This window comes from Enterococcus sp. 3G1_DIV0629, from assembly GCF_002141285.1.
In the GTDB taxonomy this organism is placed as follows: Bacteria; Bacillota; Bacilli; order Lactobacillales; family Enterococcaceae; genus Enterococcus_B; species Enterococcus_B lactis.
In genome coordinates this window covers 1,401,046-1,417,218 of the sequence record NZ_NGLI01000001.1, presented here as the reverse complement: position 1 = coordinate 1,417,218, position 16,173 = coordinate 1,401,046, and the positions used below count along the sequence as shown (strand labels likewise).

13 protein-coding genes are annotated in these 16,173 nt (G+C 35.8%); 9 read left to right on the top strand and 4 right to left on the bottom strand.

Translation table 11 applies throughout. The features are described 5' to 3' along the window. Positions 1 to 647: 647 nt before the first annotated feature. The 6 genes from A5816_RS07130 to A5816_RS07105 all read left to right on the top strand — a co-directional run bounded on the left by A5816_RS07130 (position 648) and on the right by A5816_RS07105 (position 10,018). Complete coding sequence (locus tag A5816_RS07130) at positions 648 to 1,493, top strand: class C sortase (protein ID WP_086311024.1); 846 nt, start codon at positions 648 to 650, stop codon at positions 1,491 to 1,493. An 8-nt stretch (positions 1,494 to 1,501) separates the two neighbouring features. Then, complete coding sequence (locus A5816_RS07125) at positions 1,502 to 2,368, top strand: class A sortase (RefSeq protein ID WP_086311023.1); 867 nt, start codon at positions 1,502 to 1,504, stop codon at positions 2,366 to 2,368. Positions 2,369 to 2,445: 77 nt separating this feature from the next. Continuing rightward, entirely contained in the window at positions 2,446 to 4,080 is a 1,635-nt protein-coding gene (locus A5816_RS07120) for a SpaH/EbpB family LPXTG-anchored major pilin (protein ID WP_086311022.1), read from the top strand. Between the two features lie 70 nt (positions 4,081 to 4,150). After that, on the top strand, positions 4,151 to 4,870 hold the full coding sequence (locus A5816_RS07115) for a prealbumin-like fold domain-containing protein (RefSeq protein WP_086311021.1): 720 nt from the start codon (positions 4,151 to 4,153) through the stop codon (positions 4,868 to 4,870). After that, a complete protein-coding gene (locus A5816_RS07110; RefSeq protein ID WP_086311020.1) occupies positions 4,867 to 9,474 on the top strand; it encodes a BspA family leucine-rich repeat surface protein in 4,608 nt (1,535 codons plus the stop codon). Before A5816_RS07115 ends, A5816_RS07110 begins: the two co-directional genes overlap by 4 nt. A 136-nt stretch (positions 9,475 to 9,610) precedes the next feature. Then, a complete protein-coding gene (locus A5816_RS07105) occupies positions 9,611 to 10,018 on the top strand; it encodes a GNAT family N-acetyltransferase (protein ID WP_086311019.1) in 408 nt (135 codons plus the stop codon). 98 nt (positions 10,019 to 10,116) lie between these two features. On the opposite strand, the gene A5816_RS07100 is transcribed toward A5816_RS07105, so the two are convergent. After that, complete coding sequence (locus tag A5816_RS07100; protein ID WP_086311018.1) at positions 10,117 to 10,416, bottom strand: hypothetical protein; 300 nt, start codon at positions 10,414 to 10,416, stop codon at positions 10,117 to 10,119. 63 nt (positions 10,417 to 10,479) lie between these two features. Next, positions 10,480 to 10,674, bottom strand: coding sequence for a hypothetical protein (locus tag A5816_RS07095; RefSeq protein WP_002372947.1), 195 nt, complete (start codon positions 10,672 to 10,674; stop codon positions 10,480 to 10,482). A 437-nt stretch (positions 10,675 to 11,111) separates the two neighbouring features. Between A5816_RS07095 and A5816_RS07090 the strand changes: the two genes are divergently transcribed. After that, the gene (locus A5816_RS07090) at positions 11,112 to 11,534 is read left to right on the top strand and encodes a hypothetical protein (RefSeq protein WP_086311017.1); all 423 of its coding nucleotides are present in this window, start codon (positions 11,112 to 11,114) and stop codon (positions 11,532 to 11,534) included. A gap of 179 nt (positions 11,535 to 11,713) precedes the next feature. Here the strand turns inward: A5816_RS07090 and A5816_RS07085 are convergent, their stop codons facing one another. Then, complete coding sequence (locus A5816_RS07085) at positions 11,714 to 12,475, bottom strand: formate/nitrite transporter family protein (RefSeq protein ID WP_070770671.1); 762 nt, start codon at positions 12,473 to 12,475, stop codon at positions 11,714 to 11,716. 311 nt (positions 12,476 to 12,786) lie between these two features. Here A5816_RS07085 and A5816_RS07080 point away from each other — a divergent pair, with 311 nt between their 5' ends. Both A5816_RS07080 and A5816_RS07075 read left to right on the top strand, forming a co-directional pair. Further along, positions 12,787 to 13,032 carry a hypothetical protein gene (locus A5816_RS07080; RefSeq protein WP_086311016.1) on the top strand — a complete coding sequence of 82 codons (246 nt, stop codon included), beginning with the start codon at positions 12,787 to 12,789 and terminating at the stop codon, positions 13,030 to 13,032. 354 nt (positions 13,033 to 13,386) lie between these two features. After that, positions 13,387 to 15,012 (top strand): acyltransferase family protein, encoded by a 1,626-nt coding sequence (locus A5816_RS07075; protein WP_086311015.1) that lies wholly within the window; start codon positions 13,387 to 13,389, stop codon positions 15,010 to 15,012. 193 nt (positions 15,013 to 15,205) lie between these two features. Here A5816_RS07075 and A5816_RS07070 read toward each other — a convergent pair whose 3' ends face one another. Beyond that, positions 15,206 to 15,964 carry a serine protease gene (locus A5816_RS07070; RefSeq protein WP_002372955.1) on the bottom strand — a complete coding sequence of 253 codons (759 nt, stop codon included), beginning with the start codon at positions 15,962 to 15,964 and terminating at the stop codon, positions 15,206 to 15,208. Between the last annotated feature and the right edge of the window lie 209 nt (positions 15,965 to 16,173).

The window sequence follows — 16,173 nt, the reverse complement described above, 5'->3', positions numbered from 1 at the left end:
AATAAATCATAAATAAAATGGATGAGTTCTTTTTATCAAATGCAACGGTGATAATGTATATTTATTTAATTAGTGTATGTGTGTGTAATTTTAATCTTCTTATATAATAAAAAAGAAAATGAATTGTTTCGTGCCTATTTAACAAAGTATAAGAATCTATATGACTTTATGCTTTATCTATTTTTATGAATAATTTTTATCAATATACAAAAAACAAAAAAGAAAGAATCTATATAAGAAAGCCAAACGTTGGTATCAATAGGTTGAAGAACATATGTCTTGTTTGAATAAAAGAAGTATTGTGTATTTTTACATGACAAAAAAATAGTTTTGTCGTTAGAACGGGATAAAGACTAAGCACATCTATATTTATATTAGTTATCAAATGAAAATCAAAATTACCTTATATTTTTTAAAACATAAAATATAAGGTAATTTTATGAATAAACATACCATTTTTTATTTGGGCCTAGGTATAAAATTAGAGTTGGAAAAGCGAAAAAGCTGATTATTCTGACTATTGAAATTTTAAAAATAAAAAATTTCAACATATCTGGAAAAGGATATAGATACAAAAAGGAATAGCTCTATAAATCGTTTTTCCTTACAGCAATCAACAAAGATAACTAGAGGGGGGATGACGGTCTGTGAAACGAAACGTGGACAGAAAAAAGCAGAAACGCAGGATAATCTATACGTTATTCAGCAGTGTTATCCTTTTAGGCGTTTTACTGTTATTAGCGCCAATCATTTTTGATATGGTAAATCTCGCTCACCGTAAAGATATGATGACAAAATACGAGCAGCAACTACCTGTAGAGGACGCTCAACTTACATTAATCAAAAAATACAACGAGATGATTTATCATCAACAAAAAGAAGAGTCCACTGAAACAATCAAGATCACGGAGATTCAAAAAAACTTGAAATTGCCAATTGGATATATCGATATTCCTAGCATCAAGCTAAAAAATATGGTGATTTATTTTGGCGATTCTGATTGGGTCCTTAATCGAGGAATAGGAACTTTACCATGGACAAGTTTGCCAATTGGCGGAAAGAACACGCTTAGCGGTATCACAGGACATTCAGGGTTAGCTAATCAGATTTTATTCGATAATATTCGTTATTTGAATAATGGCGATATCTTTTATGTTAACGCTTTTGGTAAGCGCTTAGCTTACCAAGTCTATGATCAAAAAGTGATCGATCCGAATGATAAAGAGGCAATCAAGGCTTTTTATGTCCAGAAAGATAAAGATATTGCGGCATTGATGACCTGTACACCCTTGTTTGTCAACAGTCACCGTTTAGTGGTATATGGTAAGCGGATTCCAATCAAAGATGCTAAAAAAGTCAAAATTGCCCATCGTACGATATGGTCGTTGGATATGATTTGGATTACAGTGCTGTTGCTGTTCCTACTCTTGCTTTTATTATGGATGCTGTATCGTTATTTTCGAGATAAACGTAAAAAAAGAGAAATCGATTGAAGATGTGAATGATTATGATTAAACGACTTGTCCTTTATTTCTTTCTTCCTGTCCTAGTGATTTTTTCTCTGACACTATGGATTTACGAAGGATACAATCAATTATTGAAGACTCCAGATACGACAGTTTCTTTAGTAGAAGGTCAACAACAAGCAGAAAAAAATTTACCAAAGTCTTCCCCACAAACAAACGATCAACGTGAAAAAATCACGGATGCGGGTATGCAAGTGCTCGTACAAGCCCGAAAAAAACGGGCTGAGATAATGGGACAAGCAGGGATTGGTCGTATCGCCATTCCTTCAGAGAACTTAGATTTACCTATTTTAAATGAAATCACCGAACTCAATCTGTCTACCGGAGCGACGATGTATTTTCCAGAACGCCATTTAGGTGAAGGAAATGTCGTTTTGGCTAGTCATAATTTTTCAGATGCGGATGTCTTACTTCACCGAATTAAAAATGTGAAGAAAGGAACAGAAATCTATCTAACTGATTTTACGAATGTTTGGATCTATCAAGTTACAGTGAATAAAATCATTCAGGAAACGCAAACTGACGTTTTGGAACAACCTTTGAATGATGAGACACTTGTGACTTTGATCCGCTGTGAAGGTGGAACAGGAACGAACTATCGGCGAGTTGTTCAAGGAATCTTGCAAAAAACGATGACGATTACCAATCTTAGTACTGCTCAGCAAACAAAACTTGGAATTAGCAAGAAAGAAACAAAACTGAAGAAGGAGTCAAGCTGGATGAGTGAGCAGTTAGCTCTTAGTATCCAAATGAAACGGCCGACCGTTCCATTGATATTAATTGTCGTCTTAGCAAGTCTATTTCTAGCTGTACAAGGAATCAATTTTGTCCGGAAAAATTAGGATATTGCTTTATCTGTTGATCTTAGGGTTGGAAAGTCAAATGCTATTCAGAAAATACACTCAAGGAGGAAATGAATATGAAAAATAAGTCAGTCAAAAAATCTCGCAAATGGCTGAGTACGTTATTAGTTTGCGGAACATTATTAGGTACAGCTAGCGTAGCTGGTGCTGTATTGTTTGTTGAAGACGAGGGAAATCAGTTCGTTTCGGCGACAGTTGTTTCTGATGATAGCAGCACACGAAGTATAACGATCCATAAATATAGCAATGCAACGGATGCTGGAACGCCAGTAGCTGACAATGGGGCCTTTGAAGCATCCATTGATACAACAGCCCACAAACCATTAGCAAATGTCCCATTTAAAGTGGTTCGTGTCACGCCTAAAGCTGGAGCTACTAGTTCAACGATCAAAGCAGATGATGCAACGACCTACGATGTAGATTCTGCATTCCCAGAAAAAACACAAGTGACAAATGCGGACGGCGAATTGACCTTTGATCTTGGAGCCGGAACTACTAATGATGGGTTTTACTTGGTAACTGAATTATCATCAGCCTCTGTAAAAACACCAACAGTGCCATTTGTTGTGGCTGTTCCATTAACGGTCCAAGGAGCAACTAGCTCAGATAATTCGCTATTATATGATGTTAATGTTTATCCAAAAAATGATACAGAAGAAGTCCATTTGAATCCAGTGAAATCACTTGTGGATACAGATGGGACAACATCAGCAGTATCTATCAAAGCAGGTGAGTCTGTCACTTGGGATTTAAGTGTGGATGTCCCAGCAGACATCTATACTCCTACAACAGTAGATACAGCGGCCATCTACGCAGAAAAATTGCAATTAATGGATCCAATCGATACGAAATCATTAGGTGCACCAGATTTTGGTGCTATCACTGGTAAAGCTACTGGTACGGTGGGCGCAGTTGATTTAGTGAACGGCACTGACTTCACTGCCACAGAAGAAGCTTCAGATGGTTTGGATGATTATTACACTGTCAAAATCGAATTGACTAAATCCGGAATGGAAAAAGTTGCTGGGTATGATAAAGTATCATTCCAAGTGGTGACAAAAGTTTTGGAGGATAAAACAGAAGGGCTTATCTTAAACAGTTTTGATACATTGTATGTAGGACCAACTGGTGAAAAAACACCAGAAACGACGAATCCAACACCAGATCCTAATCCAAATGATCAAATGCCAACATTACCTGATCCAAAAAACCCGGGTGAAAATACCCCTGAAGTAAAAATGGGGAATGTGGATGTTTTGAAAACAGATGAAGCAGGTACACCTCTAGCCAATGCTGTCTTTAGGCTTGCTGCAAGTGAAGAAGATGTGAAAGCAGAAAACTGGGTAACGGATGCAGATGGCGAAGTCGTTACTTTAACGACAGACGCCGAAGGTAAAGCAGAATTCACTGGTTTGAAAGTTGACCCAGAATCAGGAGAACAAAATTACTACTTGGTCGAAACGTCAGCACCAACAGGTTATGCTCTTGATGGAACAGTACATTTGGTAACAGCAAAAAATGATACGGATGTTGATGCAGCAGTTGTCAATAAAGACAACAAATGGGTTCCTAACTTACCAATGACTGGGGATGATGCTCGTTTGATCCTTTTAGTCACAGCTAGTGTTTTGATTGTTACTGGCGGTAGTGTACTTTACATGTATCATAGTAAAGAACAGGATAATAACTAGCAGTCACAAGCGAAAAAAGAGTACCTCCTATACGAGGTACCCCTTTTCGCATGAGGAAGGAGGAATTTACATGAGGCATAAAGTACGATTATTTAGTGTGCTGATTGTTAGCCTCGCTTGTCTTGTACTCGGTCATACAGTTACTGCGGATGTGTTGAATCAACCAAGTCCTTCAGTAACCATTATCAAGCGAACATCTGTTAGTTCTTCTGCTACAGTAACGCAAACAACGAGTCCTCTTGCAGGGGTACATTATCTATTGACCCGTATTTTACCTGTTGAAGGGAAAACAATCGTTGCGACAGATCCTACCACATACACGATTGCTTCTGGTGAGCAGGGGTTCACTACTGAACTAGTTACAGATGACAATGGACAAGTTGTCTATGATGATGCAGCTAAATTAACTGACGGTACTTATCTGTTAGAAGAATTAAAAGGATATGGTGTAGATACGACCGCAGATCCAGTCGTTTTTACATTGCCGTTTACGGATGCGACAGGGCAAGTATCAGATGATTTTATCTATGAACCAAAGTCAGGTCTGTCAGATATTTCAGGAAATAGCCAGACGAATCATCCAGGCATAAATGATTCAAATGGATCAGGTGTAAATTCAGGAGTAAATGTAGGAGCAAGTGATAAGAAACAAACAGTTATTATGCAAACAAGCGGAAGTGTTTGGTCAATTTCGCTTTTGTCTATCTTCTTTGCCTTAGGAGGATTCTTAAGTGCATTGATGGGTGGACTAGTTATTTTAAGAAAATATTTAGGGAGGGGAAAAGTATGAATAAAAAGAAACAACCAACTACTTTCGGATACCCTCAGCTAAAGAATAATAAGAAAAACAAACAGCTAAAAGATTCTTCTTATTTACAAGGCGTAGCAGCTCTGATCCTGATATTCCAAATAGCGACTGCTTCTCTTGCTCCTGTTTATCAAGTAGCAGCTCAAACATCTACAACTACAACAACAGCCTCTACAGTAGAAAAGCCAGATACAACAGGTTCTTCTACAGTAACGAGTACGATGAAAGAAGCATCAACACAAGCATCCTCTTCATCTAAGCAATCTGAATCTACGGAATCAACAGAAACAGCTGACTCAATTGAGACAAGTCAATCATCAGACGTTGGTCCTGACCAGCTTAAAAGAGAGTTGGTATCTGTGATTGCTGGGTTTGGAGATACAACGGGAGTATCGGTGACTATCGAAGATAAAAAAATTATCGTTGATCTCACTTCGCAGTTAAGTAAACAGGTAGACGCAATCAAAACAGCTGTGACTCCTAAAGTCCCTGCAGGGTATGAAATCACTATTACTGCCTTGGATGCTACGGTAACTGGTACATTTGGGACAGCACCGTGGTCTTTAACTGATGATGGAACATTGCATATAGGGGCAGGAGTTTTCAGTGCAACAACTGGCACAGGTAATTCAGCACCTTGGACTACTACCACTTATGCTTCCAAAGTAAAAAAAATTATTTTTGATGGTAACGTTACTGCTGATTCCCTATCTTCAGGATTATTTCAGCAGTTAACGAATCTTCAAACAATCGAAGGGTTGGGCAAGCTAGATGTTTCTAAAGTAACAGATATGTCGAGAATGTTTTGGAATGATAGGTCATTAATATCCCTAGATGTTTCTAGTTGGAAAGTAGATAATGTACAAAATATGCAGTGGATGTTTTATCTAAATAACTCATTGACATCCTTAGAGGTTTCTAATTGGAAAGTCAACAATGTGACGAATATGAATTCGATGTTCGGAGGGACAACCAATTTAACTCAACTAGACGTAAAAAACTGGGTGCCGGAAAAGGTAGCGGACTTTTCATTTATGTTCGCTGACTCGGGAGTACAATCTTTGGATTTCTCAAACTGGACAACAGCTAAGGTGATTACTACTAATATGTTCTATCGATCAGCCAATACAGGACCATCAAAACTAACAAAGGTTATTTTTGGTCCAAATATGAACCTTACGGTCAGTTTGCCCGTCCAGACGGGATATAATTGGTATTACCTTAGTGACACAGGTAATATCGATTTAACAAAGCAATTGAGTTCTGGTAAATATGTATCTGGTACGTCGACAAATGGAACCTATGTCATCGTCAATCCAACTTTACCAGTAACAGCTGACATCAAGTACCTTCCTACGGATAGCACTACTCCATTGACAACACAAACAATTTCCGGCACAGTGGGTCAAGTCAAACAAGTAACAGTTCTTGATCCATGGACATCAGCAGAATTGAAAGGACAACCTTATGTATTTGCAATCAGAAATGATGATCCTATGTCTGCTTTCAGTCCTCCAAATCTCTCTGTTACTTTATCAAGTGATACAACAGATGACAAACCTATTTCATTACAACCCGTAATAGCCAAAGGGATTTTCGGCACTGTGAAGTGGTACATGGATGAAGCTGGTACTTTACACATTGGCTCAGGCACCTTCGCTGATTCAAGCGGCACATCTCCATGGCAAGCCAATAGTTCCAATATCAAAAATATTATTTTTGAAGGCAATGTTACAGCAGCAACAGATTCTCGAAGTTTGTTCGATGGATTGAGCAATGTAGTGTCTATCAAAGGATTAGATAAACTTGACGTGAAAAATATCGGGAATGCCAAGCGAATGTTTGCTGATATGAAATCTCTAAAGGAAATAGGTGGCTTGAGCAATTGGAATACAGGTAATGTGAATAACATGAGCGAGATGTTCAATGGAGCTTCTGCTTTGAATAGTCTAGATTTTACTAATTGGAACACGAGTAATGTAACTAACATGGATCAGATGCTATCTGGAATGTCGGCATTACAAAAAATCACTTTTGGTTCTGGTTTTGTGACATCTCAAGCAACATCTAACCCGGTAGGACAAGTTGATTTACCAAATGATACTACTACAATCCAATGGCAAAGCGTCGCTGACGGTTCTGTAGAGGCACCATTAGGAACGACCTATATCGGTTTATACGACAGCGCGGTCAGCAAGCCTGACACCTATGTTCTTGCCAATGTCAAAACGGATGCTGTGATAAAATATGTCGACGCAGTGACAGGGACGGAAATTGCCAGCGAAACTGTTACAGGAGCAGTAGGAGATAAGATCAATTATAATGTGCTCGATCCTTGGAAATCACCTGAATTAAAAGATAAACTATACGTTTTTACCGCTACAGCTGAAAACAAGCTAGCTGCATACAGCCACGATCCTGTTTCGTTAACGCTAGCGCTAGCGCTAGACTCATCAGATGATCAAATAATCCAACTGCAAGAAGTAAAAGCCAAGGGAATAAACGGAGAAGTAAAATGGTATATTGATAGGAATAATGCTTTACATTTGGGTCCTGGTATTTATGGTATTGGTGGTTGGCAGGGATACAAGGATACAATCACCTCAATTGAAATCGAGGGTAAGATAAAACTCTTTGATCCCTATGCTTATAAACTATTTTATGAGTTTATAAATGTAACAAGTATCACAGGACTGGACAATATGGATGTCTCGGCAGTGACAGATATGCAATCTATGTTCTCTCGAGATTATAAATTAAAATCTTTGGATTTGTCTAGTTGGGATACGAGCAATGTAACAAATATGTCCAGCATGTTTGAAAATTTATCCTCTCTTGAAATACTTGACTTAAGTACTTGGGATACTTCAAATGTGACAGATATGAGCAGAATGTTCGCATTTGTTCAAAATATTGAGGATCTAGATATTTCAGGTTTTGATACTCACAATGTTAAAAATATGCAATCTATGTTTATTCAGTCCGCCTTAAAAACACTTGATTTAGGCACTTGGGATACTTCGAATGTGACAGATATGAGTGGAATGATGGGCTTCATGCCGAAATTAGAAAAAATCAACTTAGGAACTTGGGAAACACAATCTGTGGAAACAACGAGTGTAATGTTTTTTGGTGATTCAACATTGACAGAATTGAATCTTTCCTTTACCGACACACCCAACTTAAAAGATATTAGTAACATGTTAACGGGTATGACCAATCTTAGTAAATTAATAATAGGAAAAGGACTGGAAACTTCCAATATTGAAATCACTGCTAGTTCTCCTAATAAGAGTATGGATTTGCCGAATACACAAGATGAGGGAGTGTGGCAAAATATCGGGAACGGGACCGAGGAAAATCCGGCTGGTGATCAAATGATTACTGCATACGACAGTACAGTATCACCTGCGGATACTTACTTTTTGCTGAAGCAAGCAAATGTCGATTACCAAATATTAGACTATTATGGAAATCCTCAACCATTGGTTACAGATAAAACAGTATTAGGAAAGGTTGGAGGTACTGTTTCCTATGAGGTACAAGATCCTTGGAAATTCGATGATCTGAAAAAATATCCGATAGTTTTTGCAGGAGATGGATTGGCGGCGTTTGACTACGATCCTACAACAAATCCTGATTTGATTCCCGTACAAATCACGCTTGATGGAATTAGTCAAGGCCATATCAATATTAAACCAGTATTTTATAACCTTATAACGGACCCGGTTACTGGTGCAAGAAGTTTCGTATCAGGAAAAGGTATTTTCGGAGATGTGAAATGGTATATCGATCCAGAAGGCATTTTGCATATCGGTAGCGGAACATTTGCGGATACTAATGGAAAATCGCCATGGGCTGATTTTAAGGAGACGATTACTGGGATTATTTTTGAAGGCAATGTCAAGGCGGGGGCGGATTCGTCCTTATTGTTCTCAGATCTTCCAGCTGTAAAAGGAATTCAAAACATGGATCGATTAGATGTCTCTGGCGTAACAAATATGGCAGGCATGTTTGAGAACAGTCCACAACTGACATCATTAGATCTATCTACTTGGGAGGTATCGAATGTTGAAAACATGAAAACTATATTCCAAGGCACTATCAATCTTACTGATCTGAATATAAAGAATTGGGATGTGGATCAAGTGACGAATATGGGTGGAGCATTCGCTTCATCCGGCCTTTCCAACTTAGATTTGACGGGATGGAATACAGCTAAGGCCACCGATCATTCAGAGATGTTCGCTGATATGACTAATCTTAAACAGATCACGTTTGATAAAGGATTCGACCTGAAAGCTGAGTTGCCGAACACTACTGATACACTGAAATGGCGGAATTTGTCTGTAGCTGATGGTGGCACGGTAGAAAAACCAGCCGGAACAAACTTCTTTGATGTTTACGATGGTGAGCCTTCTTCAGCAGATACTTACGTATTAGGACCAGATGATACTCAAATTGCCTCGATATTCCCAAATACAGGAAGCAATTTTCGATTGTATACATTGATCAGCGCTAGCTTCATGATTATACTAAGTCTGTTTGGATTGATTTGGTTTAGAAAAACACAAGCAGAACGATAAGTAAAAGAGACAGCGATCACCACTTGATAAGAGTGATCGCTGTTTTTTTATTTAATGGAGAAGGTGGATACGGTTTGCTAAATAATCAAAGAATTGTATTATTAGAGGGAGAATTGTATAAGAAAGGAAGAAAAAAATGAATGTTGATTCCCTTATGATCGATGAGATTTCTGAATTATATAAGAGCGTTGGTTGGACGAATTACACAAAAGACACTGCAAGGTTAGCTAGAGCATTTGAACAATCTGAATCTCTGATAAAGCGTAATGGGGAAGGGAAGATTATCGGAGTTGTTCGTTGGATCACTGATTGTGCGACAATCGCATTTATTCAAGATATCCTCATTCATCCGAGGTACCAGCGCCAAGGAATAGGCAAAGCGCTTTTGAATGAAGCTTTGGAGAAGATCACTAGTTATGGACCAGTCCAAATCGAATTATTGACAGATGATACTGAGAAAACAAAAAAATTTTATGAATCAGTAGGATTTGTTCAAGTAAAAGAAATGGATGCTGTTTCTTATATAAAGGATACTAGAAGATAAGAGGGACTTTTTGGTAATGACAAATACTATGTATAACGTAAAAAGAAAAAATTGGAGGATAGATTCAAGTATCATTCAATCCATCCTCCAATCCTCGTCTATTTTATTTGTTTATTTACTTCTTTATCAAATACTATTTTTTGTAAATTTGAACTAATATAAAAAATGAATACATGATTTTTTTTAAAAGTAAATGCTATACGATAATTTTTTTTATCAATATTGACTTTCATTTCGTATATTCCCTTTGCCGAGCGTGTTCGTACTGGTTTTATACGAAAAAAATTATGGTCTAAATGCTCTATGATTTTTTTAGAAATAGTTTTTTTGTATGCGAGATGTACCTCTTGCGGAAATTGTTCCAATAGTTCACTGTCAAACTCAACAGTATAATCCATATTTTGCTTCCTTTCTATACGGCTTAAAGTGTTGGAATAAGTCATACATTAGTTTTTGCACTGTTACTTTTCGATAATCTCTACAACTGCTTTGCCGCAAGTCAGTTCTTTTTCCAGCTCGTTCTTTATTTTTATGGCACATGGTTTGGAAAAAGGAGCAGCTTCTTTCCATGAACCAAGTAAAGGATACTCATTACTCATGCCTTTCACATATTGTTTATTTTTGACACCTTTTGTTTTTACTTCTACATAATACATTTGATCATCTTCTTTCTTGCTGTTTTTAGTTCATATTCAAATATATGTAAGCGAAAATGATTATGTATCTATATCTTTATGATAAATAAAAAGAATCAATTTAAAAGTTTTTTTCACTCGATATAACTAATTTGAATAATACATATAATAAAAACGGATAGAATCTGTTGCTTTATTGAATCACTTGTTTTGAATAATCAATAGACAAAAGCTATCTCTAAACGTACTTTGTAAAATAATATCATTTAAAAATTATTAGTTAATCGTTAAATATAATAAATTAAAATAAGCCTGTAACTATTTATTTTGGTTATTGCTTTTCTTTTTCGCATATTATTAAGTAAAAAAATTAGCAGTATCTGTAATATCAGAAGAGGACGATCACCATTTTAAAAGTCATGATTCTATCTTAAGAAAAGAGAGTAGGTTCTATAATAATGATAAAAATATTTTATGTTCTGTTAATTGGTTGTATCACTATATTGAGTGGCTGTACAGCTACTACAGAAGGTCAAACAAGTATACCTAAAAAAATATCTCTTACACAAAAACAGTTAGACAGAGCAGATAGCCTGTCAGGACATTGGTTTTATCATGAAGAAGATACTAGATTCCATATCGAGATTACAAGTGACCAGATCAAAGTAAAAAAGAAGAAGACAGAAAACAAGGAAGAGGAAACAATTTATAGCATCTATAATTATGAAAATGAAAATGGAAAGATAAGCATTTATGGAACAACGGATAAAAGGGAATTTTATATTTCTGAAGTAGATACTGATACAGTTTATATCGGGGGTGGGATAGCAGACATAGAAAGTGCTTGGCGAGTTAAAGCACATAAGCAAACTTTAGAATAGAAATTTTATTGGTATCTTTTTCTAAGAAATAGTTAGTGGCGAGGAAAAGGGAGGAGATAAATAAATACTGTATGGATTATTATCTGAATGATCAAGAAACTATTTTTTAGCTTAGAGAAGATTCTAATAATAAAAATTGATAAGCTTCTTAATCATTCGGATAACATCTTATGTGGATTTCAATGATGTTTATAACTAACGTAATAAAAACCTGAAACAAAAATAGCTCCGCCAATGATATTTCCAATATAAACAGGGATAAAATTCGAGAGAAATTCTAACCAAGTCGCTTGACCTTCAAATATGGCAGCAGGTATCACAAAACAGTTGGCCACACTATGTTGGAAACCGATTGCCACAAAAATCATCACTGGAAACCAAATCGTTAATACTTTGCCGGCCGCATCTTTTGCCCCATATGATAACCATAACGCTAAACCAACAAACCAATTACAACCTATTCCAGACCCTAATGCTTGCCACCAAGAAACAGCGATTTTATGATCAGCAATATGGATCACTTGGTCGAGATAGACACCTGAATGAGTTAAACCAACAAAATGTCCAAAGAAGTAGGCTACGAAAATTGCCCCAATAATATTTGCAAAAGTAATCACTGACCAATTCTTAACCAGCTGTGAGAATGTGACTTTTTTATCCATAAAGGCAATCGCCACAGCCATCATATTTCCGGTGATCAATTCACCACCGCCAAGAAGGATGACCAGCAGACCGATAGGGAAAACCGAGGCACCAACTAAACTAGTCAAGCTAGCCATAGATTCTGGGATAGAAGCAGAGACCCGTACGTATGCCAAATAACCTAGAGAAATCATGGCTCCTCCGATAAACCCTAAAATCAGTTTAGCTAAGATAGGTTTCTGTATTTTTTTTGATCCAAGATGAATACTGATTTCCATAATTTCTTCTGGTGTGTGCATGATACTTCGACGCCTACTTTCTTAATGAATTTTCATGTGATAAAATATAGTGAAAAAATTCACATTTTTCTTGTTGATTATATCATCTTATTATTTATATGTGCATATTATTGTAAAAATTTTTATTTAATCACATTGGATTCTAAAAAAGAAACAAAAATAAAAGTTATGTATAGGGTGGTCAAAAAGTAAATAATATCAGTTATCAAATTTTCTGTAAATTTTCTTGAAATTATAGCATATTATTACTTTAAAACAATCTATATTTTTTATAAAAAAGGAAATGAATAAATTATGATAGGAGAGAAAAAATGTCAAAATCTAAAAAAAATATCACCATAATTGGTTTAGGGCTATCTGCATATTTATTTACAGAATTTGTTTATAGACATGTGAATTTATTTGCAGAACCTTTATTCGCATTATATGAATCAAATTCCTCAATCGTCAGAGAACTTGCTAATTTAATGATAGCCTTGCTGTTTACTCCCGCGTTGAGGGTCATAACTATTTTGGTCTGTTTAGTGCTCTTATTTTTCGTTAATAAAAAGAAATAACGTAGTATTTCAAAAGACAAAGAAGTGGGATGATGATTGCTATAGTATGCTATACGTGGTGCTAGTCAAGTGAGAATAAACAAAAAAACTGTAGAACAAAGAAAATTTTTTGTCTACAGTCTGAGGTGGTGACATATCTTTGTCACCACCTTTTTTTGTCGCACAAATAATTAATCGGATATTTTATGTTCATGTTTTTTGTGTTCAACGAGTATTGATAGGGAAAAGATACATTTTAGATGCTTTTAACTGTTAATTTACAAAACAAGGTAAACGAATAGAAAAATGAAAAAATAGATAAGGAAGAATATGTTTGATTAAAAAATGCCATGAAGAGAAGGAAGTTGATGATACATGAAAAAAATATATTCAAAGGAAATCGATTGTTTTAGAGGCATAGCTGTTTTAGCAGTGATATTTTATCATTTGCCAAATAGTAAGCTACCAGGCGGATTGCAAGGAGTAACGATCTTTTTTGTGGTTTCTGGTTTTTTAATGGCTAAAAATACGATAAGAGATGAAAAAAACAGACAATTCAGTTTTCTACATTTTTACTATAAGCGTATCAAACGTATTTATCCATTTTTACTGTTTTCTTTGGTCGTATCCATTTTCATACTAGGGATCAGCAACATTCGATTGATAGGAAATATTCGTAGTGAGCTACCTAGTTTGATTTTTGGCTATAACAATTGGTGGCAGCTGAATCAAGGCGTATCTTATTTCGACTCTTACTTTAATGCTTCTTTATTTAAACATTATTGGTCGCTTTCCGTTGAGCTACAATTTTATTTGATTTGGCCATTTTTGTTTATTGTCATTAAACGTATGAGGAGAAAACAAGTGTTTTACTTAATTTATACATTGATTTTTGTTTCTATTCTTTTTAGTTTGTTTTTACCTTCAGCTAAGGCGTATTATCATACGGTGGCTAAACTTTTTCCATTTTTATTAGGAGTTTGGGGGTATTTTAATCGAATAACTATTGGCCGTTTCTTTGAACAAAATAGTTTTAGTAAAATCTGGCTTTTACTACTAGCCAGTCTTTGTCTGATCCTGTTCCCGATTTTTCCTTATACACTAAATGAACTACTGATCAGTATTTGTTTTGCTCTATTGTTAGCCAGTGTCGATGATATGAACATTGCAAAAAAGACCAAAATCGCTAGTACAAAACTTTCTTTTGTAGGAAAAATCAGTTATGAACTTTATTTGGTGCATTTTCCAGTATTGATTGCTCTAACAAATCTATTCAAACATTATCATTTGAAATATTTGGATATCGCAGGTTTATTCACTGTGTTTTTGTGTACGTTACTCATGATTACTTTCTTTAGAAAAGGAGTGCAGAAGATGAGATCACCCAAAATTTGGACAGCTATGGCACTAATGATAATTGGAGTTTCTGTACTGGTATTACGCGCTCCAGCCAATAGGTTGACCGCTGACCAAAATCAGTTGCAAAGTTTATTAAAAGAAAATTCTAGTAAAGCAAGTGCAGGAGAAAATCAGTTGTCACAAGAGAAGAAAATATTATTTATCGGTGATTCTGTTATGCTGGGGGCGTATCAGGAACTGAAAGAGACTTTTCCTAAAGAAGCATTGGTAGACGCAAAAGAGTCAAGACAAATCACTGCGTTACCAGAAATCTTAAAGGAGCATAAAGATTTAGTTTCTTACCAACAAATAGTGATCGGGTTAGGAACCAATGGTGTGATAACAGATGAAGCTATAGAACAAACCATGTCTTTGCTGAAAGATAAAAAAGTATACTGGGTAAATATAAAAGCTCCAACTGGCTGGCAAGATACGATAAATGCCACATTAGCTAAATTGCCAAATCAGTATTCTAATATAACGATGATCGATTGGTATAGTGAAAGCAAAAACCATCCTGAGTTTTTTTATGATGATGAAACCCATTTGAATGAAAGCGGACGTACAGCTTATGCAAAGTATATTGCTTCAGTGATCCAATAAGGTAGTGATCATCAGTTATTTAAAGATAGATTGAAATCCCGCTTTTTCTTATATCAGAAAAAACTTCTTTTGTCTTAAAGGCAATTAGTATTTGAGAAAATCTTTTGAAACAAAAGAAAAATATCAGGCTCTTTTTTCCTTTAGAAGTTAAGAGCCTGATATTTTTGTTGTTTCGATTATAACTAGCATATTTTTATGATAAATGATCTAAAATAAATTGATAATATTCATCATTTATTTTTGTACCAAAATTATTTTTACTACCGCCGGTTGTATGGACAGCGATAATCTCATTTTTTTCATTATAGACTGGGGAGCCGGATTGTCCGCCCTTTGTGTCCATATCATAATAGACTCTAGTATTCGTTTGTCCTGTTACTTTTCCTTGTGCTGTCCACATCGTTCCCCATGTTTTATCACCGGGAAAGCCAGTAGTAGTTAAACTAACACCGTTTTCAATAGAATTAGATAGCTTAAGAGGCAATACTGGAACTACTTCACCGATGCTCTTACTGTTCAAACTATCTACAGTGATTACTGCTATGTCTGTATCAACACCAGCATGATCAATATAACTTTGAGGAATATGCACAGACTTGATTTTGAATTTACCGTACGGAAGTTTAGCTCCATTTCTTCCAGGAATGACATAAATACTGTCCTTATTCGTATTTTCAAGTATCTTCTTTACAACATGGGCAGCGGTCAATACGGTATTCTTTCCAATAACTGCGCCGCTACCCGCATTGCCGTCTGCTGCTACGAAGACCATACTATTATAAGGTTCAGCTTTTGTATCCGTGATTTGAATGCGTTCATCTGTTCCTATGATGGAACGAGGCTGAATATTTAAATTACTAGTACCTGTAACAGCATCTGCAACTCCTCCGCCTATTAATCCACTGAATAACCCACCAACCAACATAATCAATAACAAACGATTCTTTTTCATAAATAACCTCCTTTATGTTTGATATGATCAGTTTATAACGTAGTGATTTTTTTCACAAAAGAAATGCACTTTTATTTTTCCAAGCAAAAGAATCGTTTTCTTGTCAAAGTTTTTATTTATTCCAAAAATTTCAGTTATTACGGAATCATTTTGTGCTTAATAAAAAGAAACCGTTTTTATATACTGTAAGTGTAGAAAGAAAGGCGGTA